The 23,399-nt window shown below is 72.8% G+C and carries 22 protein-coding genes and 1 pseudogene; 13 read left to right on the top strand and 10 right to left on the bottom strand.

The window, feature by feature from the left end; all coding sequences use genetic code 11:
* Positions 1 to 29: 29 nt before the first annotated feature.
* Entirely contained in the window at positions 30 to 497 is a 468-nt protein-coding gene (locus AB0G47_RS16985; protein WP_360769831.1) for a hypothetical protein, read from the top strand.
* Between the two features lie 184 nt (positions 498 to 681).
* Here the strand turns inward: AB0G47_RS16985 and AB0G47_RS16990 are convergent.
* Positions 682 to 828, bottom strand: a pseudogene (locus tag AB0G47_RS16990) (transposase); the annotation flags it as partial.
* A gap of 27 nt (positions 829 to 855) precedes the next feature.
* Between AB0G47_RS16990 and AB0G47_RS16995 the strand changes: the two are divergent.
* Positions 856 to 1,440, top strand: a complete 585-nt coding sequence (locus AB0G47_RS16995; protein WP_360769834.1) for a GNAT family N-acetyltransferase — start codon at positions 856 to 858, stop codon at positions 1,438 to 1,440.
* A 4-nt stretch (positions 1,441 to 1,444) separates the two neighbouring features.
* Here the strand turns inward: AB0G47_RS16995 and AB0G47_RS17000 are convergent, their stop codons facing one another.
* Positions 1,445 to 2,287, bottom strand: a complete 843-nt coding sequence (locus AB0G47_RS17000; protein WP_360769837.1) for an aldo/keto reductase — start codon at positions 2,285 to 2,287, stop codon at positions 1,445 to 1,447.
* Between the two features lie 48 nt (positions 2,288 to 2,335).
* Positions 2,336 to 2,752 carry a helix-turn-helix domain-containing protein gene (locus AB0G47_RS17005; RefSeq protein ID WP_266873791.1) on the bottom strand — a complete coding sequence of 139 codons (417 nt, stop codon included), beginning with the start codon at positions 2,750 to 2,752 and terminating at the stop codon, positions 2,336 to 2,338.
* Positions 2,753 to 2,885: 133 nt separating this feature from the next.
* Between AB0G47_RS17005 and AB0G47_RS17010 the strand changes: the two genes are divergently transcribed.
* Positions 2,886 to 4,016, top strand: coding sequence for a hypothetical protein (locus AB0G47_RS17010; protein ID WP_360769839.1), 1,131 nt, complete (start codon positions 2,886 to 2,888; stop codon positions 4,014 to 4,016).
* Here the strand turns inward: AB0G47_RS17010 and AB0G47_RS17015 are convergent.
* Positions 4,013 to 4,840 (bottom strand): SDR family oxidoreductase, encoded by an 828-nt coding sequence (locus AB0G47_RS17015; RefSeq protein WP_360769842.1) that lies wholly within the window; start codon positions 4,838 to 4,840, stop codon positions 4,013 to 4,015. The genes AB0G47_RS17010 and AB0G47_RS17015 overlap by 4 nt on opposite strands.
* Before the next feature lie 80 nt (positions 4,841 to 4,920).
* On the opposite strand from AB0G47_RS17015, the gene AB0G47_RS17020 reads away from it, so the two are divergent.
* Entirely contained in the window at positions 4,921 to 5,628 is a 708-nt protein-coding gene (locus AB0G47_RS17020; RefSeq protein WP_360769845.1) for a hypothetical protein, read from the top strand.
* A gap of 33 nt (positions 5,629 to 5,661) precedes the next feature.
* On the opposite strand, the gene AB0G47_RS17025 is transcribed toward AB0G47_RS17020, so the two are convergent.
* Positions 5,662 to 6,771, bottom strand: a complete 1,110-nt coding sequence (locus tag AB0G47_RS17025) for a HAMP domain-containing sensor histidine kinase (RefSeq protein WP_360769848.1) — start codon at positions 6,769 to 6,771, stop codon at positions 5,662 to 5,664.
* Positions 6,764 to 7,459, bottom strand: a complete 696-nt coding sequence (locus AB0G47_RS17030; RefSeq protein ID WP_360769851.1) for a response regulator transcription factor — start codon at positions 7,457 to 7,459, stop codon at positions 6,764 to 6,766. The genes AB0G47_RS17025 and AB0G47_RS17030 overlap by 8 nt, the downstream gene beginning before the upstream one ends.
* An 87-nt stretch (positions 7,460 to 7,546) precedes the next feature.
* On the opposite strand from AB0G47_RS17030, the gene AB0G47_RS17035 reads away from it, so the two are divergent.
* The 4 genes from AB0G47_RS17035 (at position 7,547) to AB0G47_RS17050 (ending at position 10,384) form a co-directional block, all read left to right on the top strand.
* Positions 7,547 to 8,140 carry a M15 family metallopeptidase gene (locus AB0G47_RS17035; protein ID WP_360769853.1) on the top strand — a complete coding sequence of 198 codons (594 nt, stop codon included), beginning with the start codon at positions 7,547 to 7,549 and terminating at the stop codon, positions 8,138 to 8,140.
* 26 nt (positions 8,141 to 8,166) lie between these two features.
* Positions 8,167 to 9,279: an endonuclease/exonuclease/phosphatase family protein gene (locus AB0G47_RS17040; protein WP_360769855.1), complete on the top strand. Its 1,113-nt coding sequence runs from the start codon at positions 8,167 to 8,169 to the stop codon at positions 9,277 to 9,279.
* A gap of 104 nt (positions 9,280 to 9,383) precedes the next feature.
* Positions 9,384 to 9,878, top strand: coding sequence for a MarR family transcriptional regulator (locus tag AB0G47_RS17045; RefSeq protein WP_360769858.1), 495 nt, complete (start codon positions 9,384 to 9,386; stop codon positions 9,876 to 9,878).
* Positions 9,875 to 10,384, top strand: a complete 510-nt coding sequence (locus tag AB0G47_RS17050; protein ID WP_360769861.1) for a MarR family transcriptional regulator — start codon at positions 9,875 to 9,877, stop codon at positions 10,382 to 10,384. Before AB0G47_RS17045 ends, AB0G47_RS17050 begins: the two co-directional genes overlap by 4 nt.
* A 9-nt stretch (positions 10,385 to 10,393) precedes the next feature.
* On the opposite strand, the gene AB0G47_RS17055 is transcribed toward AB0G47_RS17050, so the two are convergent.
* Positions 10,394 to 11,800, bottom strand: coding sequence for an NB-ARC domain-containing protein (locus AB0G47_RS17055; protein WP_360769864.1), 1,407 nt, complete (start codon positions 11,798 to 11,800; stop codon positions 10,394 to 10,396).
* Between the two features lie 310 nt (positions 11,801 to 12,110).
* Between AB0G47_RS17055 and AB0G47_RS17060 the strand changes: the two genes are divergently transcribed.
* Both AB0G47_RS17060 and AB0G47_RS17065 read left to right on the top strand, forming a co-directional pair.
* Positions 12,111 to 12,767, top strand: coding sequence for a hypothetical protein (locus tag AB0G47_RS17060; RefSeq protein ID WP_360769867.1), 657 nt, complete (start codon positions 12,111 to 12,113; stop codon positions 12,765 to 12,767).
* Entirely contained in the window at positions 12,764 to 13,366 is a 603-nt protein-coding gene (locus tag AB0G47_RS17065; protein WP_360769870.1) for a hypothetical protein, read from the top strand. The genes AB0G47_RS17060 and AB0G47_RS17065 overlap by 4 nt, the downstream gene beginning before the upstream one ends.
* An 87-nt stretch (positions 13,367 to 13,453) precedes the next feature.
* Here the strand turns inward: AB0G47_RS17065 and AB0G47_RS17070 are convergent, their stop codons facing one another.
* The gene (locus AB0G47_RS17070) at positions 13,454 to 17,209 is read right to left on the bottom strand and encodes an ABC transporter ATP-binding protein (RefSeq protein ID WP_360769873.1); all 3,756 of its coding nucleotides are present in this window, start codon (positions 17,207 to 17,209) and stop codon (positions 13,454 to 13,456) included.
* Positions 17,210 to 17,497: 288 nt separating this feature from the next.
* On the opposite strand from AB0G47_RS17070, the gene AB0G47_RS17075 reads away from it, so the two are divergent.
* Positions 17,498 to 18,508, top strand: coding sequence for a DMT family transporter (locus tag AB0G47_RS17075; RefSeq protein ID WP_360769876.1), 1,011 nt, complete (start codon positions 17,498 to 17,500; stop codon positions 18,506 to 18,508).
* Here AB0G47_RS17075 and AB0G47_RS17080 read toward each other — a convergent pair.
* Positions 18,450 to 19,535: a DUF5937 family protein gene (locus AB0G47_RS17080; RefSeq protein WP_360769878.1), complete on the bottom strand. Its 1,086-nt coding sequence runs from the start codon at positions 19,533 to 19,535 to the stop codon at positions 18,450 to 18,452. The two genes, AB0G47_RS17075 and AB0G47_RS17080, sit on opposite strands and share 59 nt — an antisense overlap.
* A 99-nt stretch (positions 19,536 to 19,634) precedes the next feature.
* On the opposite strand from AB0G47_RS17080, the gene AB0G47_RS17085 reads away from it, so the two are divergent.
* Positions 19,635 to 20,810: an MFS transporter gene (locus AB0G47_RS17085; RefSeq protein WP_360769881.1), complete on the top strand. Its 1,176-nt coding sequence runs from the start codon at positions 19,635 to 19,637 to the stop codon at positions 20,808 to 20,810.
* A 176-nt stretch (positions 20,811 to 20,986) separates the two neighbouring features.
* Positions 20,987 to 22,153 carry an MFS transporter gene (locus AB0G47_RS17090; RefSeq protein ID WP_360770012.1) on the top strand — a complete coding sequence of 389 codons (1,167 nt, stop codon included), beginning with the start codon at positions 20,987 to 20,989 and terminating at the stop codon, positions 22,151 to 22,153.
* Here AB0G47_RS17090 and AB0G47_RS17095 read toward each other — a convergent pair.
* Positions 22,139 to 23,269 (bottom strand): glutamate--cysteine ligase, encoded by a 1,131-nt coding sequence (locus AB0G47_RS17095; protein WP_360769884.1) that lies wholly within the window; start codon positions 23,267 to 23,269, stop codon positions 22,139 to 22,141. The genes AB0G47_RS17090 and AB0G47_RS17095 overlap by 15 nt on opposite strands.
* Positions 23,270 to 23,399 lie beyond the last annotated feature (130 nt).

Below are 23,399 nucleotides of genomic sequence, written 5' to 3' on the forward strand. Positions count from 1 at the left end.
CCTCTTGGGCCGCGTGGGATTCTGTCGGGATGGACACATTCACGGCCCGGCTGGACAGCGCATGGGAGTGGTGGGCGGCCGCCATCGAGGAAGCGCAGGAGGGGCGCTGGGTTCGTGATGCCGTGGAGCGGCAGGTGGTGGCGGACATCATGGCCGCGACCAATGCCCTGCACGGAGGCCGGCTGGCGCCGTTCACCGAGGACTCGTGGCACGTACGCATTGGGCGGATCGCCAATTGGGCCGGGGTGCTCCGGCTTGCCGCCCGGGCAGGGGGGTGGGAACTCGAACCCGTCGTCGGGCGCAGTCCGAAGGGCCCTGCGGGTATGGCCGAGCTGCTGTCCGGCATCTATGCGATCGGCGGGCAGGGCGAGCAATGGATGACGGAGCTTCTTCGGGAGCGTCGGGTGCCACCGGAGAAGGAGATCGCCCAGGCCGAGGGTTTCCTGACCGGGCCGGGGTCCATGGAGGATCTCGAGCTGTTCTTCTACGACAGCTGATCGTCATCCCTGCTCGGGTGGCACCGCGCCCGGATGAGGATGGCGGCGAGGTGGAGTGCGGCCTGGCGGGCAGCGACGGCCCGCTCATCCGCCTGCGCGGCCTCATCGCGGTCGGTGGCCCACCCGGTCGGACGGCTGGGAATGACGGCAGGGAATGACGGCAGGGATCCCGCGCCGGCGTAGATGCTGCGTCGGCCACGGCCAGGGCCGCAGCGAGGATCCGTTCCCAAGTGCCGTCCACGGCCCACCGGATCAGCCGTTTGTGAGCGGTCTGGAACGAGCCGAGTTCGTCCGGCAGGCCCCGCCAGGGCGAGCACGTGCGGTACTTCCAACGGCCTGGGGCACTACCGTCGGCTCCATGACCGGCCCGGACTCCCCGCCCCCGCAAGGCGCCCCGAAGATCACCTGGCGCCGGCTCGCCGAGCGTGACTTCCCGCTGCTGCGGCAGTGGCTGCTACAGCCGCACGTCGCACGGTGGTGGAACCACGAGACCTCTCCCGATGCGGTGGCGCGCGACTTCGGTCCCGCCGCCCGCGGGGACGAGCCGTCCGAAGACCTGCTCATGCTGCTCGACGGGGAGCCGTTCGGTCTCGTACAGCGCTGCCGTCTCGCCGACTACCCCGAGTATCTGGACGAGTTGGTGGACCAGGCCGAGGTGCCGGCGGGCGCGGTGTCCATCGACTACCTCATCGGTGACCCCCGCCGGGCCGGCCGCGGCCTTGGCACGCTCATGCTCCAGGCGGTCATCGAGGCCACCTGGAGCGACCATCCCGACGCGACGGCGATGCTCGTCCCGGTGCACGTGGGCAACACCGCGTCCTGGCGCGCGCTGGAGAAGGCGGGCATGCGCCGCGTCGCCGACGTCGATCTGGAGCCGGACAACCCCGTCGACGACCGCGCTCACCACCTCTACCGGATCGACCGCCCCGCCGAGCAGCCGTAGCGGCTCACCGCGCCCCGATCCCGTCCAGCCGCCGCCACTGCTCGTCGCTGAGCCGCAGGCCTCCCGCGGCGACGTTCTCCTCCAGGTGGGCGAGCGATGCGGTGCCCGGAATCGGCAGCACGACCGGTGAGCGCGCGAGCAGCCAGGCGAGGGCGATCTGCGCTGCCGTGGCGTCGAGTTCGGCCGCCACGGCGGCGATCTCGGCCGTGTCGGCCGATGCCGCGGGGTGCACCGGCCGCCAGGGCAGGAAGGCGATGCCCGCGGCGGCACAGGCGTCGAGCACGCTCTCGTGCTCGCGGTCGAGCAGGTTGTAGCGGTTCTGCACGCTCGCGACGTCGACGGTCTGCCGCGCCTCCGCGAGCTCGTCGACGGTCACCTCGGACAGCCCGATGTGGCCGATCTTGCCGTCATCCTGGAGCTCCCGGAGCACGCCGAGCTGATCGGCGAGCGGGACCTTCGGGTCGAGCCGGTGCATCTGGAGCAGCTCGATCCGCTCGGTCCGCAGCCGGCGCAGTGCCTGCTCGACCTGGCCCCTGAGGAACTCCGGCCGCCCGTTGATCTGCGCCTCCGCGCCGGGAGCCGGCTTCTCGATGGCGACCTTGGTCGCGATGAGCACGTCGTCCGGGTACGGATACAGGGCCTCGGCCAGCAGCTCCTCGTTGGCGCCCCATCCGTACATGAACGCAGTGTCGATCAGCGTGACACCCAGCTCGACGGCGCGCCGGAGCACCGCGATCGAGGCTTCCCGGGGCGCCCCGGGCTCGGTGGGCAACCGCATCGCCCCGAACCCCAGCCGCCGTACGCCGATTTCGCCACCGATGCGGAAGGTGCCGCTGGCTACTGTCATGTTTCTGTGTCCACCCCTCGTCCACCCCTCAGTGAACGCCCGACGCTATCAAGGGTGTTGAGCCGACGGCCGTTCCGCGGGCTCGTCGTAGTCGATGCGGGCCTGCTCGATCCGGTCCAGGTTGGCGGTGGACCACTCGGCGAGCGTGGCGAACAACGGGCCGAGGCTGCGCCCCAGTTCGCTGATCTCGTACTCCGCGCGCGGCGGCACTTCGGGGTAGTAGGTGCGGACGACGAGGCCGTCGCGCTCCAGCTGCCGCAGCCGCTGCGTCAGCACCTTGGGGGTGATCCCCTCAATGCCCCGCTCCAGCTCGACGAAGCGCTGGCGGCCGTACTCGTTGAGCGTCCAGAGGATCGGCGTGGCCCAGCGGCTGAAGACGATGTCGACGACGGGGCCGACGGGACAGACCTGCACACTCACCGGAGCGATCTTCGTCCGCGTCGACCGATTCGGTCTGGCACTCATAATTCCCCCTCAGGGAAGTCACCTTCCTCAAGCCGCCCACCCTACCGACGCCCGAATTACGCATACGCGTGCATAGACACCGCACGGCGCCCGGTTCAGGGTGACCAGGCACCCATCCGAGGAAGGACTCTTCATGCGAAGACGCGCATTCGTCCGTGGACTTGCCGCCGCCGGCGCCGGGTTGGCCGTGCCCCTGCCGTCGGCCGGCGCCGCTGCCGCCGCCGCCCGGCCATCGGCCGCCGGACCGTTGGCCGCCGGTTCCTGGCAGGAGGTGCCCGCCCCGGCCGGGCAGGAGGCCGCCCATCTCGCCGCGGTCGCCGCCGCGGGGCCCGCGGCGGCCTGGGCCGTGGGCGAGCAGGGCCGCAACGGCGGCACCCTCGGCACCCCGATCGCCCTCAGCTGGGACGGCTCCGCCTGGTCGCGCACCGATCTCTCCCACCTGACGTACAGCGGCGGTCTGCGCGCGGTCGCCGCGGGCCCGCCCGGCGGCGCGGCCTGGGCGCTCGGCACCGACACGGCGGGACACGACCAGCTCCTCGCCTGGGACGGCACGACATGGCGGGAGACGGAGTTCCCCGGCCGGGGCGAGCCGGGGACACGGCTCACGGACGTCGCGTCCGGCACCGACGGCGACTTCTGGGTGTCGGGGCGGCACGGCGACCGCGCCGGGCTGCTGCACGGCGACGGCCGGACGTGGCGCTGGTGCAGTCCGCTGCCGGACGAGGCCGCGCCCACACCGACCGGTGTCCATGTCACGCCCGGCGGCGATGTGTGGGTCTTCGGCGACATCATCGCCCGGTGGGACGGCGCCTGGACGGTGGTGCCACGTCAGCTCGGGATCCGCGCCTCGGTGAGCGGTCTGCTGCCGGTCGCGCACGACGACATCTGGCTGACCGGTTTCGCGTACGGCGTGGGCGGACCGCCCGGCAAACCGCCCGGCGTCACGCTGCAGCACTGGGACGGCACGCGGTGGACGGACGTCAAGGCCCCGTTCGGCGTCGGCCTGTTGAGCGGAATCGTCGGGGACGCCGACGGCAGTCCTGACCGGATCGCCGGCTGGGACTTCTGGGACCAGAAGCGCGCCCACTATCTGCGGTGGGACGGCACGGCCTGGGTCAGCGAGCGGGGCCCGGAGACCGCCACCACCTTCCTGCCGGAGGCGCTGACCCGGATCCCCGGCCCCGACGGCGGCTACTGGTCGGTGGGCACGACCTCCTCATCGCCCTACCCACCGGCCCAACTCCGCATCGAGCGCTACTCCTAGCCGGCGCCCCCGCCCCCGCCGCGCGGCGCGATGCTGAAGTCGAACGCGGCCGTTCCGGGATCGACCGCCGTCACCCCTCCGTCGACGGTGAGCGTCGCACCGTTGACGAAGGAGGCGGCGGGCGAGAGCAGCCAGGTGATCGCCTCGGCGACCTCCTCCGGCTGCCCCGGACGGCCCGCCGGGATCAGCCGCGTCGCCTCCTCGTACGCGGCGTCGGCGCCGCCGTCCCCGAGCCCGGCCTCCTCGGCGAACCGGTTCATCCGCCGGTCGGCCATCTCGGTGCGTATCCAGCTGGGGCAGACGGTGTTGGCGCGCAGGCCGTCCCTGCCGTAGTCGACGGCGAGGGACCGGCACAGCTGAAGCAGCGCCGCCTTGGACGTCGCGTACGCCGCGTTGGCCACGCCGTTGCGCAGCGCGGCGACCGAGGCGACGGCGACCACCGAGCCGTGCGCTTCGAGAAGGTGCGGCAGCGCGGCGCGCAGCAGCTGGAAGGGGCCGGTGAGGTTGGTGCGCAGGACCGCGTCCCAGTCCTCGTCGGAGAGGTCGCCGACCGCTCCGCTGCGGCCGATCCCGGCGTTGAGCACCAGCCCGTCGAGGCGTCCGTAGGTCTCGGTGGCCGCCCGGACGAGTCCCGCGACGGCCGCGGGATCAGCGGCGTCGGCGGGGTGGGCGAGTGCCCCGGTCTCCTCGGCGACGCGGTGCAGCGGCTCGGGGCGACGCCCGGAGACGACCACCTCGTGCCCGGCCGCGCGCAACTGCCGGGCGGTGGCGGCACCGATGCCCGTCCCGCCACCCGTGACGATGACAACTCTGCGCTCTGTCATGCCTGTTCAGCCTCCGGAAAGTGTCGTAACCAACATGGCGCGATCATACGGAGCCGAGGCCCCCGACCGGCGGTGAGATCATGACCGCGGACAGCCGCGGAACGGGGAGGGACAAGAACGTGGCCCAAGGGCGAGTGACGTACCACGTCAGATACGCGACGACTCCGCCGATCGTCGTGAGCCTCGGCGAAGGCGAACGGCGCGAGGCGGCACGCGCGATCGGCCGGCTGTGCCGTGACCCCGGCGCGCCCGAGCCCGCGCGCCGGCGCTCCGAGCGCGCCTTCCACATCGTGGCCGACGGGCAGGCCCCCATCGCACGGGTGACGACCGAGCAGCCCCTCGGCTCCCGCGTGAGCGGACGTGCCGGCGTCTACCGCGTCGAGGACCCGTACGGCGCACCGCTCGCCCGGATCACGCTCCGCCGCCGCCCGTTGCTGCGGTTCGGCCGTACGCAGTGGACCGTGGAGCCGGTCAACGGCCCTGCCCTGCGCGGCTACCGGGGCCGTCTGCTGTGGTGGGCGGTGTGGTGGCCCATCGGCCTGCCGCTGAGCGTGGTGTGGGGCATCACGTCTCTGCTTGGCGAGGGCGACGGCGGTTTCGGGGCGCCGCGCCGGGTGATCTGGCGTGACCCGTCGGGCCGGGCGCGTCTGGTCTTCCGGGGTGTGGCGGACGAGTACCGGGTGCTCGGCGACGACTGGGACCCGCGCCTGGTCACCGCGCTGGTGGGCCTGCACCAGTCGTTCGACCCTTCGGAGGGTGGCGGCGCGCTGGGCTGGTACGAGCAGTGAGGGTTGTGAGGGCGTCCCTTGCGCCCTGATTCCTCACCTGTCGGCGTGCGGGGATGCCGCGGGAAGTTCCACCGTGATGCGGATCCCGCCAGTGGGACGTGGGGTGAGGGTGAGGGTGCCGTCGTGTGCCTGGGCGATGGTCTTGACGATGGCCAGACCGAGGCCGACGCCCGCATGGTCGGTGTGGATGCGCTCGGTCCCGCGCTGGAACGGTTCGGTGAGTGCTGAGGCCTGCTGCGGGGTGAGCTTCTCGCCGGTGTTTTCGACCGTGAGCACCACGGACTTGGGGCGGACGGCGGTGCTGACCCACACGGTGCCCTCCTCCGGCAGGTTGTGGACGATCGCGTTGTGCACGAGGTTCGTGGTCAGCTGCAGCAGAAGCGCCTGCGATCCGGTCGTGGGGGTGATGTCGCCGCGGGTCTCGATGGTGACGCCGTGCTTTTCCGCGAGGGGCAGAAGTGTCTCGGTGGCTTCCTCCGCCATGAGGGACAGATCGACGCGTTCCCGGGTGAAGGAGCGCTGGTTGGCGCGGCTGAGCAGGAGCAGCGCCTCGGTGAGGTCGATCGCCCGGGTGTTGACGGTGTGGAGGCGGTCGATGACCTCGCCGGTGTCGTGGTCCGGGTCGGCGCGGGCCGTGTCGAGAAGTGCCTTCGAGATCGCCAGTGGGGTGCGCAGCTCGTGCGAGGCGTTGGCCGCGAATCTCTGCTGTTCGGCGACGTGCGCTTCGAGCCGGGCGAGCATCGCGTCGAAGGCGTCGGCGAGTTCGCGGAACTCGTCCTTGCGGCCCGGCAGCCGGATCCGGTGGGAGAGCGATCCGTGCGTGGCCATGCGGGTGGCGTCCGTGATGCGGGTCAGCGGGGCGAGCATGCGTCCTGCGAGGATCCACCCTCCTACGAGGCCGAACACCAGCAGGAACGCCAGTACGGCGGCCGCCCTCGGGGCGAAGACGTCGAGCAGGACGGACCGGACGGGAAAGACGCCGTCGGGCCTGTCGTCGGGGTTGATGAGCATCGCGCGATCGGGGACGTACCGCAGGAGGAACACCCACACCGCCGCGAGCAGCAAGGCACCTGCCACCATGAGGAATCCGGCGTAGCTGAGGGTGAGTTTGAGGCGAACGCTCCGCCCAGGTGCCCTATCCACGCCCGCCTCCCCCGGGTCCGGTCTCCGGCTGTGTGTCGATGCGGTAGCCGACGCCCGGCACGGTGGCGATGATCCAGGGTTCGCCGAGGCGCTTGCGCAGTGCCGAGACGGTGATCCGCACGGCGTTGGTGAACGGGTCGGCGTTCTCGTCCCAGGCGCGCTCCAGGAGTTCTTCGGCGCTGACGACACCGCCTTCGGCAGCGACGAGGACGTCGAGCACGGCGAACTGTTTCCGGGTGAGCGCGACATAGCGGTCGTCGCGGTAGACCTCGCGGCGGAACGGATCAAGCCGCAGGCCCGCGATCTCGCGCACGGGTGGCCGGGTGTGGGCGCGCCTGCGGTCGAGCGCCCTGAGCCGCATGACGACCTCTCGAAGCTCGAACGGTTTGGTGAGGTAGTCGTCGGCGCCGAGTCCGAACCCGGAGGCCTTGTCGTCGAGCCGGTCGGCCGCGGTGAGCATGAGGATCGGCATGCCGCTGCCGGAGGCGACGATGCGTTGGGCGATCTCGTCGCCGGAAGGGCCGGGTACATCGCGGTCGAGTACGGCGATGTCGTACGCGTTGATGCTCAGCAGTTCCAGAGCGGTGTCGCCGTCACCCGCGATGTCGGCGGCGATCGCTTCCAGGCGGAGGCCGTCGCGGATGGCATCTGCCAGATAGGGCTCGTCCTCGACAATCAGCACACGCATGTCATCAAGGCTACGAGCCGGGGCATATCGCCGACGTATCGAAAACCGCATACGGGCGGGCAACATCGCGCTGCCTTGACTGGCGGCATGGCTCGAACCCCACCAGCAGCACGGACCCCGAACCGCCGGATACCAAACCGCAGGCTTCGATGGCTCCTTGCCGTCGGCCTGGCAGTCGTCGTGGCGGTGATCGCCGCGGCCCTCGTCCACCAGGTGCCGAAGCTCCCGTCCTCCGCGGCCCGCTCGTCGCTCTCCCCTTCCTTTTCCTTCGACGACGCGAGTCCGGCCGTGACCAACCTCGATCCAGCTCTGCTCAAGGCCTTCCGCCAGGCCGCGACGGCTGCCGCGGACGACGGAGTCGAGTTCTACGTCAACAGCGGCTGGCGCTCCCCGGAGCACCAGAATCAGCTCCTTCGTGAGGCGGTCGCCAAGTACGGGTCCGAAGAGGAGGCCGCCCGCTGGGTGGCCACCGCGGAGACGTCGCCGCACGTGTCGGGCGACGCGGTCGACATCGGGCGCTCCGACGCGACGGCGTGGCTGTCCGAGCACGGTGCCGAGTACGGGCTGTGCCAGATCTACAAGAACGAGCCCTGGCACTACGAACTGCGCACCGACGCGATCGACCGTGGTTGCCCGCGGATGTACGCCGACCCCACCCAGGACCCGAGGATGCAGCAGTGAACGGCAGTGAAGAACGAGGACAGACGATGACGCGGACGAGCACGGCGGACACAGCGGACACAGCGGACACGGCGGACACGGCGGACACTGCAGCCACGGCGGAGACCGGACAGGGCGGCTCCGGCACCTGGCGCACGCGCATCCGCCGGGCGGCCCGCGCCTTCTCCCGGCCGGAGCCTTGGAAGCGAGGCCCGCTGCTCGCGGCGGTGGCGCTGCTGCTCGGTCTGCTCCTGCTGCTGCACGCGCGGATCCCGAACCGGATCGGGGGCATCGGCAGCCTGGTCGAGTCCCTCCTGCCGTGGTTCGGCCTGGTCGTCCCCGTGCTGCTGGCCGCGGCGCTCCGGCGACGCTCCGCCTCCGCGGTGGTCGCGCTGCTGCTGCCGGTGGCGGTGTGGCTGAACCTCTTCGGCGGGCTGCTCATCGACAAGTCCCACTCGGGCGGCGACCTCACCGTGGTGAGCCACAACGTCGGCGCCGAGAACCCCGACCCGTCCGGCACCGCCCGCGACCTCGCCGCCTCCGGTGCGGACCTGCTGGCGCTGGAGGAGATCACCCCACAGGCCCGGGGCGCGTACGAGAAGGAACTTGCGAAGACGTACCCGCACCACACGGTGCAGGGCACGGTCGGGCTGTGGAGCAAGCTGCCGCTGTCGGACACGCGGCCGGTCGACACCCGGCAGGACGTCGGGCCGCTGGGTGACACCAAGCCCGCCGACGTCAAGCTGGCCTCCAACCGGGCGCTGCGCACCACGGTGGCCACGGACCAGGGGCCGCTCGCGGTGTACGTGGCCCACCTGGGGTCCGTACGCGTGATGCCCAGGAGCGGCTTCTGGACCGAGAGCCGGGACCGCAACGCGCAGGCGCTCGCCGAGGCCGTCGCCGCCGAGCGGAACGAGCGGGTGGTGCTGCTCGGCGACCTGAACGGCACCACGGACGACCGCGCGTTCGCCGGCATCACCTCGCGGCTGCACTCGGTCCAGGACGCGGCCGGGGACGGCTTCGGCTTCAGCTGGCCGGCGAAGTTCCCGGTGGCGCGGATCGACCAGATCCTGGTCAGGGGCGTGGAGCCGGCGAGCGCGTGGACCCTGCCGGCCACCGGCAGCGACCACTTGCCGGTGGCGGCCGGAATCAGCTGGTGAACATCGCGTAGAGCCTCCAGAAGCCGCCGGAAGCCTCCGGACCCGGCCCGCATCCGAACCGAAATTAGTAGCCATGGACATAGTAGCCATGTACTCTATTGGCCATGAGCAAGGCTTCACCGGGTCCCACGCCCGGCTTCCTGGTATGGCGGCTCGCCAACAAGTGGCGCGTCGCGGTCGATCGCGCGGTCGCTCCGCTGGGCCTCACCCACGCGCAGTACTCACTGGTCGCCTCGCTGTACGGCATGCAGCGCACCGGCGAGCGGCCCAGCCAGCGCCGGCTCGCCGACCACACCGGCCTCGAGGCGCTGTACGTATCGAAGCTGGCACGCGCGCTGGAGTCGGCCGGGCTGATCGAGCGCACCCGGGATCCCCGCGATCCGCGTGCCGTGCAGCTGGCCCTCACCGAGCAGGGCCAGGCCGTCACGCGGCAGGCCATCTCGGTGGTCCAGGAACTGCTTCAGCAGTTGCTTGAGCCGCTCGGCGGGCTCGACGCCGAGCGGACGCGCGCGTTCACCGACGAACTGAAGACCCTGCTCGACGCACCTCTCGCTCCATCCCGACCGAACGACGAGAGCACTCAGGGGACATCACCATGACCACCACCGCAGCCACCTCGGCCACGTCCACCTCCACGTCCGCCTCCACGTCCGCCTCGACCGCATCCACCACCGCACCTGTCGCCAACGCACGCGACCTCGCCCTGGCCCACTACGCCGCCCGGGGCGTCCTGGAGCACGTCCTTGCCCTGCACGGCATCACGTACCAGCAGCAGATCGCGCTGCGCGCCGCCATCACCGCCGACGGCCCGCAGACGCCGGACGAGCTCGTCGCCCAGGTCCGGGGCTCGCTCAAGGCCGATCCTGCCGACATCCGCGTCACGCTCGACGAACTCCTCGCCAAGCGGCTCCTTGCCGTGGACGGCGCGCACCTTCGCGCCACGGATGCGGGGCGCGAGCTGAACGCCACCGTCGGCGCGGAGACCGCACCCGTCTCCGCCCGCATCTGGGGCGGAATACCCTCCGACGACCTGGTCGCCGCGGGCCGCGTCCTCGCCCTGGTCACCGAGCGCGCCGACGCGGAGCTTGCGGCGCTGGCCGACTGACCGAGCCGCTCAAGGGAGCATCCGGGCGAAAAGACGGGTCAGCGGGTGGAAGCGATAGCGGCCCGGCGCCCGCGACTCCAAGAACTGCACGTCGAGCAGTTGCTCCAGGATCACCTCGGTCGCCGACGGCGCGCCGCCCGTGGTCGCGGCCGCCTCCGCCACCGTCAACTCGCCCTGCTCCAGGGCCAGTAGCGGCAGCGCGAGAGCCGCCGCCCGGCCGGAGGGACCGCGGGTCAGCAGCTCTCTGTGGCCCGCTTCGAGGGCCGCACGCATGTCCAGGTCCGCGAAGGACAGCTCCGCCAGGCGGCGCGCGGGGTCGGCGAGCCGCCCCGCGAGTTCCCGCGCCGGCCAGCGGGGGCGTGCCGCGAGGCGGGCGCCCGCGATGCGCAGGGCCAGGGGGAGGTGACCGCAGTGGCGCGCGATCGCCTCGGCGGCGTCGCGTTCGGCGCCCAACCGCCCTTGCCCCGCCCAGAGTTCGAGCACGGCGATGGATGCCGGGGGCCGCAGTGGTGTCAGGTGGAGGTGGTTCGCGCCGTTCAGGGCGGCGAGGACACCGCGGCTGGTGACCAGGACCGCGCAGCCGTGCGCCGCGGGCAGCAGGGGGCGGACCTGGGCGGCGTCGCGGGCGTTGTCCAGGACGATCAGGACCCGGCGCTCGGTGAGCAGCGTGCGGTAGGCCGCCGCCGCGTCCGCCGCGCGGCACGGATACAGCCTCGGCGCACCCAGCGCACAGAGGAATCGCCGCAGGACGTCGGCGGGCGGAACGGGACGCTCGTCGTGGCGTGAACCCCGCAGGTCCGCATAGAGCTGACCGTCGGGGAACCGCTCGGCGAGCCGATGGGCGGCATGCACGGCGAGCGCCGACTTGCCGACACCGCCGGGCCCGTCGAGCGCGACCACGACGGGGCCGCCGCCCCGCGGCCCCGGGCGGAGCACGTCGAGGGCGTCCAACTCCCAGCCGCGGCCCAGGAGTTCAGGGACGTCCGCAGGCAGCTGGCGCGGGGCGGGCAGGAGCGGTCCCGCGTCGTCCGTGCCGGATGAGCCGGTGCGTCCGCCCGCGGCAAGGCGGGAGCGGCGCGCCTCCTCCACGCGGTCGCGGGCCGTCGCGAGGAGCCGCAGTTCGCGGCCGGTCGCGCCGAGCAGCTGGACCAGCGTGTCGAAGCGGTCCGTCGGCGGAAGGGTCTTGCCCGCGAAGTAGTCGCCGATCACCCCGTGCGCCCAGCCCGTACGCGCCGCGAGCTGCCGGTAGGTGAGCTGTGCGCCGCCGTTCCTGCGCGCCGCGCGCCTGCGCAGCTGGCGCAGCAGCGCGGCCAGCGCGTCCGTCGTGTCCACGTGGTCCACCGGGCCGACGCCTGCCGACGTCTCCCGCGGTCCCCCGTCCGGCGGGTGTTCCGCCGCCCCCGTCGCCTCAGCCACCGTTCGCACCCTCCGCACCGGCCCGCGCCGGCGACGCCCTGTGACCGTCGCCTGGCCGAGGCCATCCGGATCTGTCCGGCGGTGCCCGACTTGGCGGACCGCCCCCAGGGGCTCGTTGCGAACATCCGACTACCGCTCGGATCCCGCGTATCGGCGACCGGGCACCGCACCGGCTGTCACTACGGCATTCGTGGAATGCCGTCCGCCGGTTTGGTGCCGCTTCCCGCCGGGTGCCGCAGACCGGGCGCCGCAACACCGCACGACCGACGTCGGAGAACCGGCGCCGGACAACCAAGGAGGCACGACCTATATGAGTAGGGTCTGCAACAAAGCCCCCAATCTGCCTGACGGCAGCGTGGCCGAACAAGCCCTGTACCAGCGCGTGGACGGGCCCATCGCCACCGGTTCGGCCCACTTCATGCGGGCGGGCAGTGAGCTCCACCTGATGCACTCCGACCTGGAGCTCAACGACGTGCGCCAGGCCGCCCTGCGGGTGCGCTGCGCCGCCGCCGCGGTCCAGGCCGGGCTCGTGGAGTACCGCACCTCCCACCGCGCCGCCCAGGAGCTCGGCTTCTACCCGGTCCACGACGAGCGGCTGCGGGCCGCGGGCGGTGGGATCGCCCCGGTGCGCGAGACACTCGGCACCGCCAGGGACGCGGACCTTGTCCAGCTGGACAGGGCCGCCATCGAGACCATCGCGCTCCGCTACGAAGAGGGCGGGGACGAGGCGGCGTTCGGCCACTTCGTCACCGCGCTTGCCGCGTTCTCGGCGGACCTCGACGGCTTCGCGGCCTACGCCGATGTGGCGGGTCCCGCGGACTGGCAGCGCGTGGCCTGGCAGTTGCTCACCGCGTTCGACCGCATCCGGATCTACGGCCAGGCACTGGCCGTCATCAACATCCTCGGCATGACTCCCGGCGCCGTCGCGGTCGCCGGCGCCGGAAACGGAAGGAGCGACAGGATATGAGCGCCGTCTGCAACAAGTACCTCAGCCTCAGCGCGGAGGACCTGCGCGACAAGAAGCAGCTGGCGCAGGCAGCGGGCACCGAGCTGACCGCGGCGAGCAGCGAGGTGTGCCGGGCGCTCGAACTCGCCGAGCACGGCGACGGTCTTGCCGCCGCCTCGGTGTACGCCGCCGCCGCGAAGGACCGGCTCGGCGCCGCCGCCCGGATGCTGGACCAGGTGGCCGACATCCTCGCGACGGGCACCCTCACCCCGGAGACGGCCGCGTGGGCCAGCAGGCTCGACTACGACCGGCTCTACCGCTCGGGCATCAGCCTCGGCCAGGTGCCGCACTCGGCCGAGCTGTGGCAGGAGTTCACCTGGCAGGCCAGGACGGGCGGCCCGCTGGGCATCTGCCACGACATGCGCGAGCGCACCCTCGCCGTGGCCGTGCTCATCGGTGACTGGCTTGAGCGGACCGACGACCCGGCCGCGGACACCGCGCTGACCCGGATCCAGTCCGCGATGGCCGACCTGGCCGCGTACGCCCAGATCGTGGCCTTCGCCAACAAGGTGGAGCCCCGCGACCCGGCGTGGGTGGTGCCGCAGGGCGCCGCCGCGTAGCCGTCGGTGGGCAGAAAGCCCGTAGGCAGTCCGCGGGGGAAACAGGAGGAGCGCCGGCCCGGGCCGGCGCTCCTTTCCGTGTGCCCGTCAGCGGTAGGCGCGCGCCTGGATTCCGTACATCTGCGCGTACAGGCCGCCTTGGGCGAGGAGTTCGTCGTGCCGGCCCGTCTCGGCGACCCGGCCGTGGTCGAGTACGACGATGAGGTCGGCGCCCCGTACGGTCGAGAACCGGTGCGAGACCAGCAGCGTGACCGTGCCCGGATCACCGCCGTAGGGCCAGGGGCGGCGCGCGGCCTCGATGTACCGCTCGAAGATGACGTGTTCGGTCTCCGCGTCCAGGGACGCGGTCGGCTCGTCCAGGATGCGCAGCAGGGGTGCCGGACGCATCAGGGCGCGCGCCAGCGCCAGCTTCTGCCACTGGCCCGTCGACAGGTCGACGCCGCGCTCCCAGCGGCTGCCCAGCTGGGTGTCGGGGCCGTCCGGCAGGGTGCCGGGCAGGTCGGCGGCGCCCGCCCGGTCAAGAGCGGTCGCCACGGTCCGCGGGTGGTCGATGCGCGGCAGATCACCGATGCCGACCGTCTCTCGGAGCGTGAACTCGAAGCGTACGAAGTCTTCGAACGCGGCGCCGATCCGTTCGCGCCACCGCTCCGGGGCGAGGGCGTCGATGCGGACCCCGTCGAGCGTGATCCGGCCCCGCGTCGGCTCGTACATCCGGCACAACAGCTTGACCAGGGTGGACTTCCCGGAGCCGTTCTCGCCGACTAGGGCCACCACTCCCCCGGCCGGCAGCAGCAGTTCGACGTCGTGCAGCGTGGCCGCCGCGGTGCCCGGATAGCGGAAGGAGAGACCTTCGACGGCGATGCCCTGCCGCAGCCTCGAAGGCACCGGCGCCCCTGCGGTACCCGAGTCTGCGGTCGTCGCCGGCGCGAGGCCCGCCTGATCCGCGTAGGCGCGCAGCCAGCGCAACCGCTCGGCGCTCTGCAGGAGTTCGACGACGGCGCCCGTGGCCTGCACGAGTCCGCCGACATGCGCGGTGAACCGTCCGGCAAGGACGACGGCGAGCAATACGGCGCCGAGGCCGGTGTGTCCGGTCACCGCGAGATGCACGACGAAGGCGACCGCGCCGATCAGGCCGAGCGAGTTGAGCAGCCCGGCCGCGCAGCCGATCGCGGTGACCTGCCACTGCGCCCGGCTCTTCACTCCGTCCGCACGACTGCGCAACTCCCTTACCCTGAACCAGAGTTCAGGCCCTGCGTCGAAGACGCGCAGCTCCTTGCCCGCCGCAGGCGAGGTGGCGAGACGGGCGAGGCGCGCTGCGAGCCGGTAGTCGGCCGCCGTGGCCTCCTGGGAGCGGGCGATGACGCCGCGGGCGGAGATCTGCAGGCGCAGGGCGATCGCCCCGATGAGCGGAAGGACGAGCAGGGCTGGGTGGACGGTGGCGAGGAGCGCGGCGGTCACCAGGAAGCCGCCGAGCTGTTCGAGCAGGTTGAGCACCCAGTTGAGCAGCGCGCCCATGGCCAGGGTGCGGTCGCGCAGCAGGTGGAGCCGGTCCTGGAAGGCGGGCGACTCCTGGTGGCGAAGGCCGGGAATGCCCGCGGCGAGCCGGGCCAGGAGACGGTCGAAGGCGAAGCCCACCCGCTCGCTGAGCCCGATCCTTGCCCCGATGGCGGCGAGTTCGACGGCCTCCCACACGCCGAGGCTCACCACGAGCAGGAGCGCCGCCGTCACGGTGGATTCAAGGAGCTCCTGTTGCGCGCCCTCGGCCATGGACCTCAGCCACAGGGCCTGCAGGGCGGCGAGTCCGGCCGCGGCGGGCACGAGCAGCAGTCCGAGCACGGCGAGTTTCCAGGACTCCCGGAAGGACTCGACGACCAGGGTGCACAGCGCGTCGAGCACATCGCGCCAACCGCGCCCGGAGACCTCGGGGACGTCGCATCCGGCGGGGCCTTCCGCCACGGCAGGCGGTGCCGCCCGGGGTGCACGGTCGGCAGTGACACCGTCCCGGAGCCCGGCACCGCCTGGGCCACTGTCACCGTCGGCGAAGCGCTCCGCCTGCAGCCGGTACATCCGGGCGTACCTGCCGCCCGACAGCATCAACGCGTCGTGCGTGCCGCTCTCCACGATCCGCCCGCCGTCCATGACATGGATGAGATCGGCCTTGCGTACGCCCGAGAAGCGGTGCGAGACCAGGATCGTGGTGGCGCCCCCGCTCACCGTGAGGAACCGGTCGAAGAAGGCGGCCTCCGCGCGCGCGTCGAGATGGGCGGTGGGCTCGTCGAGCACGAGCACGGCCCCCGAGCGTGCGGCAAGCAGCGCGCGGGCGAGCGCGACCCGCTGCCACTGGCCCGCGGACAGATCGGCGCCGCCGGCGAACTGCCGGGAGAGCACGGTGTCCCAGCCCGCCCCGAGCGTGCGGGGCAGCTCGGCGCCGTCGGCCAGTTCCAGGGCGCGCTGCAGGGCGCCTTCCAGGGCGCGCGGGCCGCCGCCGGTGTCCGGGGCGCCGATCGCCACGTTGTCGCGCAGCGTCAGCGGATACTTCACGAAGTCCTGGAAGACGACGGAGATTCCCCGGCGCCACTGCCGTGCGTCGCACTCCCGCACGTCCGCGCCGTCCACGGTGATGCGCCCGGCGTCCGGCTCGTACAGCCGCGCGAGGAGCTTGATCAGCGTCGTCTTGCCGCAGCCGTTCGCCCCGACGATCGCCACGGACGTCCCCGCCTGGATCTCCAGGTCGAGGCCGCGCAGCACGGGGGGTTTGTCCGTGCCGGGATAGGCGAAGTCCACCGACTCGAAGGCGATGCGGCGGCGCACCTCCATCGCCCCGCCGCCTTTGTGCCCCTTCCGGGCGCTGTCGGCGGTCCCCCGCCGCTCAAGGGCGGCAAGCGACCTCAGGCCGAGCAGCGCGTCGCGCACCATGAGGTCGTCGTCGCCGATCCAGCCGAGCGCGGGCAGGGCGAGCGCCGCCTGGACGCTGATCACGAGCTGGGTGAGGCTCAGATCGCCGCGCGCGGCGGCGAACGCCGCGTACCCGAGGACCACGCCCTCCGCGAGCACCACGAACCCGACCGCGCCATAGGCGCGCCGCGCGGCCGTCCCCCGGGTGGCCCAGACCCTGGCCATGCCCGACTGCCAGACGGCCGTCATCCGGTCGGCGAGCCAGTCACCGAGCCCGAAGACACGTATCTCCTTGGCGGGCTCGGGATCCACGGCAAGTGACCGCAGATAGCCCGCCCTTCGGATCACCGCGCCGGCCGCCTCCATGCTGCCGTGCACCTGGCGCGACAGACGCAGATAGGAGCGGTAGGTCAGCACCGCGGCGAGCCCGAGCAGCGGCGGCGCCCACCATGCCAGCGGCGCCAACAGGACGAGCAGGCCGATCCCTTCGAGCCGGGGACGCACGATCTCGGGCAGCAGGGCGGCGAGTTGGTCAGGCCGGGTGCCCGGCTCGGTGGCCAGGCGCAGCGTATCGGCGTAGCCCGGCTCTTCGAGGTGTCCGATGCCGTCCGGCCCCGTCCCGGCGGCGATGGCCCGGTCCTCCACCACGCTGGCCGCCCGGAGCCGCAGCACCGCCGCGAGCCCGCCGTCCAGGGCGCGCAGTCCCGTACGTACGAGAATCAGCGCCGCGAACACGGTGAGGACGACCCCGGCGTGCCGGGCCTCGGCCGACCCGGCGCCCGCTTCCACGGCTCCGGGCAGCGCGCCCACGAGCCGCCCGGTCGCGACCACGACGAGCGGGCCGGTGAGCGCCCCGCAGACCACGGTCAGGGCGAGTGCGACGGTGTGCCGGGGCCCGGCCCGCCACAGCAGCCGCACTGCTGCCGTCCATTCCTGCCCTGTACGCATGCCTGTCTCCTGAGCCGCGCCGCCATTGGGAGCCCGATGCTCACAGAGGCCCAGGGCGGCCGGTCGACGGTCCCGGCCGCGACCGGACGCAGCCGGTCGCGGGGGTGTGTGCCCCTGCCGTCGCGGCCTGCGCCCAGGTGGGGCCGCCGTCTCGTCATCCGGCCCGCCCTGCCCGATGCCGGGCTGATCGGTTAGAAAGGTAGGGACCCGGCCGCCGCTCCCCCGATGCAGGCGTCTCGGGGACGCCGCTCCACCCACCGTCGAAGCCCACCCAGAGGTCGTACGCACATGCCCGCCGCCGCAGCCCCCTGGCTGCTCCTCGCCGTCTTCTCCGGCACCCTGATCTCCCTGCAGGCCCGTATCACCGGGGAGCTCGCCGCCGGGCTCGGCGGTGACGGTTTCGCGGCCGCGGTGATCTCGTTCGGCTCAGGGTTCGCGGTGCTGGCCCTCGGTCTCCTTGCGCTGCGAAAGCCCCGCCGTGGGGCGGGCCTGGTGCTCGCGGACGTACGCGGCGGGCGGCTCAAGTGGTGGCAGGTGCTCGGCGGATTCGGCGGTGCGGCCTTTGTCCTCACGCAGGGGCTGACGGTCGGCGCGCTCGGGGTCGCACTGTTCACGGTCGCGATCGTCGCGGGCCAGGTCACGGGAGGGCTGCTCTTCGACCGGATGGGGCTCGGGCCCGCCGGACCGCAGCGGCCCACGCGGCGCCGGGTCGTCGGCGCGGTGCTCGTGCTCGCGGCCGTGGGTCTGTCGATGGCGGACAAACTGGGCGGCGGGTTCCCGTACGCCCTGCTGTCGCTCCCGCTGGTGGCGGGCGTCTGCGTGAGTTGGCAGCAGGCGGTCAACGGGCATGTGAAGAACGCTGCGGGATCCGCGTACACGGGAACGTTCTTCAACTTCCTAGCAGGTACCGGCGCGTTGAGCGCCGTCTTCCTGGTGCATGCCGTGGCGACGGGGCTTCCCTCCCGTCTGCCGGCCGAGCCGTACCTCTATCTCGGCGGTCTGGTCGGCATCTCCTTCATCACCATCGCGGTCGCCACGGTGCAGAAGCTCGGCGTCCTGGTGCTCGGACTGTGCACGATCACCGGCCAGTTGGTCGGCTCCCTCGCCCTCGACCTGCTGCTGCCGCACGGTGATACACAGGTCACGGCGGCCACGGTCGCGGGCGTCGTGCTCGCGCTCGCGGCGGTCTCGGTCGCGGCGCTCTCGGGCACGCGGACGAGCCGGGTCGTCGCCACGGCCCCTAACGCAGCACGGCCGACAGCAGATCCGTGCCCAGCGTCGTCATCGCGGGAAGGTTGAGGGTGTAGCGGATGTAGCGACCCTGCCGCTCGGCCGTCAGCAGGTCGGCACGGCGCAGTACGGCGAGGTGGCGGGAGACCTCCGGGGCCGTCAGCTCCCAGGCGTGGGCCAGTTCGCCGGTGGTGTGCGGGCCGCGGGCCAGGGTGCGCAGGAGGCGCAGCCGTATCGGATGGGCGAGCGCCTCAAGCCGCAGCCCGACCGTCTCCAGCGATACCGGCAATGGAGGGTTCGGCTCGGCCACGGGGTACTGCACCACCGGCTGCCACCCGGGCGTGTGGACCACCGCCAGGTGCGGACTGCAGAAGACACTGGGGATGAAGGTGACCCCGCTGCCGTGGGCGGCGGTCGCCTTGTCCTGGAGCTTGTCCACGGTGATGTGGTCGCCGTCCGGTGCCAGGGTGAGCGCGCCGGAGACCGACGCGAGTGCCGCCGACAGGCCCTGCCGCTTCAGCAGATCGTTCTTCACGCGCAGGTCGGTGGCGAGCTGTACGGCGACGCCCGCCCAGGCGGCGTCGAAGAAGGCCCCGGCGCACAGTTCCAGGGTGTGGCGCACCCGTGCCCGCACGGCGGCGGGGTCCGCAAGGAGCCGTTCCACGAAGGCCTCTTGGCGCGCGCCGCGGGCCTGGGCCAGGTCAAGGGCCCTCGCGCGCGCGGTCGCGTCGGTGAGCGGCGACGGCACGGCGAGGGGGACCCGGTTGCTGCCGCAGGTGGTGATGAGCGCGGCGGTCACATACGTTTCGTCGTCGATCCGGTCCACGTCGTCCAACTCCTCGGCGAGGCTCGGCCGGGGCCGGGCCGGGAGCAGGAAGTCGGCCTGTGAGGAGCGCCAGAGGAACTCCGACTCGCGCAACCGCTCGGCGAGCTCCGGCGCAAGTCCGGCCCAGACGTCCGCGGCCCAGTCGGCGAGCCGCGGATGATGCCCGGGTTCGGCGAGGACGTGCAGCATCGCGGTCAGCTCGGCCAGCGGGGAGGTCGCGAACCGCACGTGCTCGGACGGCAGGCCGGTGATGTCGATGCGCAACGTCATCCCTTCATCATCGCTGGTCGCACGGTCGGTGCAGACGTGGATTGACGGAGTCCGTCAACCCACGTGCCCCACCGGGCGGCCGACCGCACGGTGTGCTCCATGCCCACCACCAAGATCCGCCCCCGCGCCCTCGTCCGTGCGTCCGGAGGCCCCCGCTATGCCGCCGCCCTGGCCGTGGACGCGCTCGGCACCGGTCTGTTGCGGCCCTTTCTGCTGCTCTACGGCGTGACGGCGCTGAGCCTTTCGGCCCCGGCCACCGGCATCGCCATGACGGCCGGCATCGTCGCGGGTCTGGTGTGCATGCCCGCGGTGGGCCGCTGGCTGGACCGGGGCGCACGCAGCACGGTCGTGGCGGCGTCGATGCTGGTGCGGGTGGCCGGCGTCGCGCTGCTCCTCGCCACCCCGGCAGGCCATGTCTGGCTGTTCGCGACGGCCGCGCTCCTCCTCGGCATCGGCAACCAGGCCTGGCCTGCCGCCCACGCGGCCCTCGTCGCCACGGTCGCCCACGGCCGGGAACGCGACGCCGCGCTCGCGGGAGGCCGCGCCCTGCGCAACGCCGGCATGGGCGTGGGCGCGCTCATCGCCACCGCATGCCTGGCGGGCGGCAGCACCGCCCTGCACACGCTGGCCGCCGTCACCGGACTCGCCTATCTCGCCGCGGCGGCCTTGGCGTGGTCGGTCCACCTGCACGCGCGCCCGGCCGCTGCCCCCGCCGAGGCCGACGGCCCCGCACCTCGGATGCGCACGCTGCTTGCCGCCAATGTGGTCTACGTCTTCTGCCTCAACGTCCCCGAAATCGCGCTCCCCCTGGTCCTGGTGACGCAGTTGCACGCATCGCCGGTCTGGTCGGCGGGCATCTTCGTGGCCAACACGGTCCTGGTGGTCACCCTGCAGGTTCCGGTCACCGTCCTGCTGTCCCGCTACTCCCGGCGGACCGTCCTGGCTCTCGGCGGAGTGGTGCTCGCCGCGTCCTACCTCGGCTTCCTCGCGGCCACCTCGCCGGGACACGGCTGGGGCGCCCCGGCCGTCGCCGCCGTGTCCGTGCTGTGCACCATCGGCGAGATCATCTACGCGGGCAGCGCCACCGCCCTCGTCACCGCCCTCGCCCCGGCGCATGCCCTGGGGCGCACCCTCGCCCGCTTCGAGCTCTCCACGGGCTTCGGCCTCGCCGTCTCCCCGGCGGTCATCACCGCTCTGGCACCCCACGGCCCGGCCGCCCTCTGGGGCAGCCTCGCCGCTGCGACACTCCTCTCGGCCGGTGCCGTTGCCACATAGCGGTCGGGCTCAGCGGCCGTGACGACCAGGCCTCAGCCGCGCAGGCGGGCAAGGTGGTTCGACAGCCGGGTACGTACGGGAGATGCCGAGCGACGCTTCTTCGGCGCGCCGCACGCCAGAGACGAGGACCGATAGTGAGCCGTCCGCCCATAGCCCCTGCCGCCCCGAAGCGGGCCATGTGGCCGCTGTACGCGGCGGGGTTCACCACCGCCTTCGGCGCCCACGGCATCGCCGCCAACCTCGGCGGTTCCTCCGCGGACGCCGTCACGTCCCTCATGGTCCTGGGCGGTCTGCTCGCCCTGTACGACGGCGCCGAGGTAGTCCTCAAGCCGGTGTTCGGCTCGCTCGCCGACCGCATCGGCGGCAAGCCGGTCCTGCTCGGCGGTCTGATCGCGTTCGCCGCCGCCTCCGCCCTGTACGCCGTCGCGGACAGCCCCGGCTGGCTGTGGGCGGCCCGCCTGGGCCAGGGCGCGGCGGCCTCCGCGTTCTCGCCGTCCGCCTCCGCGCTGGTGGCCCGCCTCAACCCGGCGGCCAAGCGCGGGCGTGCGTTCGGCAGTTACGGCTTCTACAAGTCCATCGGCTACACCCTCGGCCCGCTGCTCGGCGGCGTCCTGGTCTGGGCGGGCGGCCTGCGCCTGCTGTTCACGGTGATGGCCGTGTGCGCGGCGGCCGTCGCGCTGTGGGCCGCGCTCGCCGTCCCCGCCGTACCGCCGCTGCCCCGCAGGCGACAGACCGTCGCCGACCTGGCACGGCGCCTGGCCGACCGCTCCTTCCTCGCCCCGACCGCCGCGCTCGCCGCAGCCACCGCCGCGCTCTCCGTCGGCGTGGGCTTCCTGCCCGTCTCGGGAGCCGCGGCCGGGCTCGGCACCGTGGCCACCGGCGCCGCCGTCTCCGTCCTCGCCGCCACCGCCGCCGTCGTCCAGCCCAAGGCCGGCCGCGCCTTGGACGCCGGACGCCTGAGCACCCGTACCGGGCTATTGGCCGGACTGCTCGTCACCGCCGCCGGACTCGCCGCAGCGATGCTGCCCGGCCCGGCCGGGGTCCTGTCGGCCGCCGCCCTCATCGGCACCGGCACCGGTCTTATCACTCCGCTCGGCTTCGCCGCCCTCGCCGCATCGACGCCGGAGGAGCGCATGGGTCAGACCATGGGCTCGGCCGAACTCGGCCGCGAACTGGGCGACGCCGGCGGCCCGTTGCTCGTGGCGGGCGTCGCCACTGCCGCCACCCTCACCTACGGCTACGCGGCCCTGGCCGTCCTCCTGGCCGCAGGCGCGCTGCCCGCCCTGGCCGGCCGTCGCCGAACGGCAGACGGACGGAACGCCGGAGGGTCAGTCTCCCGTTGACACCGCCGGCGGGCTCATGGACAAGGCCAAGTGGTCGACCACGTCGTGCAGGTTCGAGCGGCGGCGGTAGACCGCGCGTTGGCGGTCGGCCCCGTTGCCCTCCGCGCACAGGCGCGCCCAGCCGGCCCTGACCACTTCCAGGTCGCCGTGGCGGTGCAGGGCGGGCCGGATCCAGGACAGCATCCGCCGGACGTGCGTCCGCACCGGGACGAGGCGGCCGGTGAGCGGGTCGACGCCGTGGCCCGTCAGCCCGTCGCGGGCCGCGCGCCAGCAGGCCGCGCGCAGCAACTCCGGCTCGGGCCGCGGTGCCGGCTCACCGGACGCGATGGCGCGCAGGGCGGTGGCCGCGAGTGCCCGTACGACGGCGGCGAGCAGGGCGGTGTCCTCGACGGCGCACGCCGCGTCGGCGATGCGGACCTCCAGGGTGGGCACGTGATGGGAGGGCCTGATGTCCCAGTACAGGGCAGTGCGGTCCATGATCGCGCCGGTGGCCACACAGCGCCCCACGAGTTCTTCGAAGTGGGCCGGGGACTCGAAGTACGGCGGTGGGCCCGCGACCGGCCACCGCGCCCAGACCATCGTGCGCCAGCTCGCGTAGCCGGTGTCCCGCCCTGCCCAGTACGGCGAGTTCGCAAGGAGTGCGACGAGGACCGGGAGCCAGGGCCGCAGCCAGTTGCTGACCTGAAGCGTCCCTGCCGGATGGTCCGGCAGACCGATGTGGATATGGCAGGCACAGACGGTCTGTTCGTCGTCAAGGGCGCGGAACTCCGCGACGCTCTGCCTGTAGCGTGCGCCCGGGACGACGGGAGGCGGCGCGGGCTCGTCGATGACGGGCGTTCCGCTGGAGATGGCGCGCACCCCCTGCTGCTCGGCGGCCACGCCGACCGCGGCCCGCATGGCGCGCACCTGCTCCGCCAGTGCGGACAGGTCGGTGTGCACATCGGTCCGCGCCTCGACCTGATAGCGCGTCAGCTCCGTACCGACCCGCGTGCCGAGTTCGGGCGCGGCCGCGGCCACCACCTTCACGCTGTGCGGGGCAAGCTTCCGGAACACCGGGTCGACCAGCAGGTATTCCTCCTCCAGACCCACCGTCAGATGTTCCGGCGCTGCCTGCACGGACGTCCTCCCTCGATGTCGGCCGCAAGGGGCGGTCTTGCGCGTAGGGGGCGGCTCCGGCTCCACTGGGCAGGGGCGGTGGCCATGATGTCACGGCTGGTAACCGCAGGGCAGGGCGCATTCCGGGCAT

This window comes from Streptomyces sp. NPDC021622 (assembly GCF_040640795.1).
Taxonomy (GTDB): domain Bacteria; phylum Actinomycetota; class Actinomycetes; order Streptomycetales; family Streptomycetaceae; genus Streptomyces.